This window comes from Candidatus Aquicultor secundus (assembly GCF_002791875.1).
In the GTDB taxonomy this organism is placed as follows: domain Bacteria; phylum Actinomycetota; class Aquicultoria; order Aquicultorales; family Aquicultoraceae; genus Aquicultor_A; species Aquicultor_A secundus.
This window is the reverse complement of sequence record NZ_PFNG01000119.1, coordinates 1-2341: the sequence shown is the minus strand read 5'-3', so window position 1 is coordinate 2341 and position 2341 is coordinate 1. Positions and strand designations below refer to the sequence as shown.

The 2341-nt window shown below is 56.0% G+C and carries 3 protein-coding genes; all 3 read left to right on the top strand.

Features of this window, described 5'->3' with window-relative positions; translation table 11 throughout:
* The first annotated feature begins 84 nt into the window (after positions 1–84).
* A complete protein-coding gene (locus COY37_RS04780) occupies positions 85–1602 on the top strand; it encodes a glutamate synthase-related protein (protein WP_286677528.1) in 1518 nt (505 codons plus the stop codon).
* A 14-nt stretch (positions 1603–1616) separates the two neighbouring features.
* Entirely contained in the window at positions 1617–2051 is a 435-nt protein-coding gene (locus COY37_RS04775; protein WP_286677529.1) for a 4Fe-4S dicluster domain-containing protein, read from the top strand.
* A gap of 8 nt (positions 2052–2059) precedes the next feature.
* Positions 2060–2341: FAD-dependent oxidoreductase (locus COY37_RS04770; RefSeq protein WP_286976456.1), on the top strand; the 282-nt coding region annotated here is incomplete at its 3' end.

Below are 2341 nucleotides of genomic sequence, written 5' to 3'. Positions count from 1 at the left end.
ATCGGCCGGCTTAAAAATCCGGTTAACAATAACAGCAAGGCAAAGGTTAAGGCTAAGGCTAAGGTTAAGGAGACGGTGGCTTAAATGAAGACATACCAGCTACCCGAAGTAATAATAGAGCGGGACAAGGACAAGTGCATTAATTGCGGAGTGTGCGTCCGCCAGTGTGCGTTTGAAGCGCATAAGTTTGACGAGGAGGGCGAGGTCTACAGCGAGGACGAGAAGTGTGTCGCGTGCCAGCGCTGCGTGAGCCTTTGCCCGACCAACGCACTCTATATAAGAGACAATAAGCCGTTTGTTAAAGATAACGCCAACTGGACCGCCGAGACCCAGAAATACATCTGGAAACAGGCGGAGACCGGCGGAGTGCTTCTAACCGGTATGGGTAACCCAAAACCGTATCCGATTTACTGGGATCACATCCTGCTTAACGCAAGCCAGGTCACGAACCCATCAATCGACCCGTTGCGTGAGCCGATGGAGCTTCGCACATATTTGGGGAGCAAGCCGGACAACGTTCAGATTAAGATGGTTAACGGCGAGCCGGTCATCGAGACCAAAATCGCACCAAACCTGGTGATGAAGACGCCGATTCTGTTCTCGGCAATGTCGTTCGGCGCCATCAGCCACAACGCGACCGTCGCGCTTGCGATGGCTTCCAAAGAGCTAGGCACTTACTGGAACACCGGTGAGGGCGGTCTCAGCAAGAGCCTTTATCAGTACGGACCGAACACGATCGTGCAGGTCGCGTCCGGTCGGTTTGGCGTTCACAGCGAGTACCTCGATGCCGCTGCGGCGATCGAGATCAAAATCGGGCAGGGAGCCAAGCCGGGTATCGGCGGCCATCTGCCGGGCGAGAAAGTCGGCCGCCGGGTGAGCGAGACCCGAATGATTCCGGTCGGCTCGGACGCTTTATCGCCGGCCCCTCACCATGATATTTACTCGATCGAGGACCTGAGCCAGCTTATCTACAGCCTCAAAGAGGCGACCGAATATACAAAACCGATATCGGTTAAGATATCGGCCGTTCATAACGTGGCGGCTATCGCCAGCGGTATCGCCCGCGCGGGCGCCGATATTATCGCAATCGACGGCTTCCGTGGCGGTACAGGCGCGGCGCCTACGATGATCCGCGACAACGTCGGTATCCCGATCGAGCTTGCAATCGCTGCGGTGGATACGAGGCTTCGCGAGGAAGGAATCCGCAACAAGGCATCCGTCATAGCGGCGGGCGGTTTCAGGAACTCGGCCGATGTCATCAAGGCCATCGCACTCGGAGCCGACGCCGTCTATATCGGCACGGCGGCACTGGTCGCGATGGGATGCCACGTCTGCCAGAAGTGCTACACGGGCAAGTGTAACTGGGGTATCGCGACGCAAGACCCGCATCTCGAGAAGCGTCTTAACCCGGAAATCGCGGCACAGCGCCTGTACAACCTGGTACGCGGCTGGTCGCACGAGGTATCCGAGATGCTCGGTGGTATGGGCATTAACGCAATCGAGTCGCTGCGCGGTAACAGGCTGCACTTGAGAGGCATTGCTCTCAGCAAAGAAGAGATGGATGTTCTCGGAATCCAGGTTGCCGGATCGCCGATGGCATAAAGGTGGAGGATTAGATGAAAAGGGTTTACGCGAAGGAAGAGGTTTGTATAGGATGCCGTTTGTGCGAGGTGTATTGTCGCACGGAGCATTCCAAGTCCAAAAATATAATTAAGGCGCACAAGAAAGAGTTTCCGAGGCCGATGGCGCGCGTGTTGGTCGAAGAGTTACGGCCTGTCTCGTTCGCCTTGCAGTGCCGTCATTGTGATGAGCCGGCGTGCGTAGAGGCGTGCATTACGGGCGCTCTCACCAAGGACGAAAGCGGAAGGGTTGTCCATGACGAGGCGAAATGCGTCGGATGCTGGACGTGCGTGCTGGTCTGCCCGCACGGGGCGCCGCAGCGCGACCTTGAAAGAAGAAAAATCGCCAAGTGCGATTTGTGCCCGGACCGTGAAACACCCGCCTGCGTTGAGATGTGTCCGAACGAGGCGTTAGTTTATGAGGAGAGGTAGGAGATAAAGTGAGCTACGTAATTATCGGCAATTCGGTGGCGGCGGTCGGCGCCATCGAGGCCATACGCAAAGTAGATAAAGAAATCAGGATAACCGTTATTTCGGATGAACCGTATTCGGTTTATTCGCGCCCGCTGATCTCTGAGTACCTCGCCGGCCAGGTAAAAGAGGACATGATGGGCTATCGCGACCCCGGCTTTTATGAGAAAAACGGGGTAACCGCAATGCTCGGTAAAAGGGTTACCGCAATCGACCCGGCCAAGAAATCGGTCAAGCTCGATAACGGCGAG

What these genes read in the sequence shown, in the direction of transcription:
- COY37_RS04780 (WP_286677528.1), top strand. Translation starts at nt 85, where the DNA reads ATGAAGACATACCAGCTACCCGAAGTAATAATAGAGCGGGACAAGGAC.
- COY37_RS04775 (WP_286677529.1), top strand. Translation starts at nt 1,617, where the DNA reads ATGAAAAGGGTTTACGCGAAGGAAGAGGTTTGTATAGGATGCCGTTTG.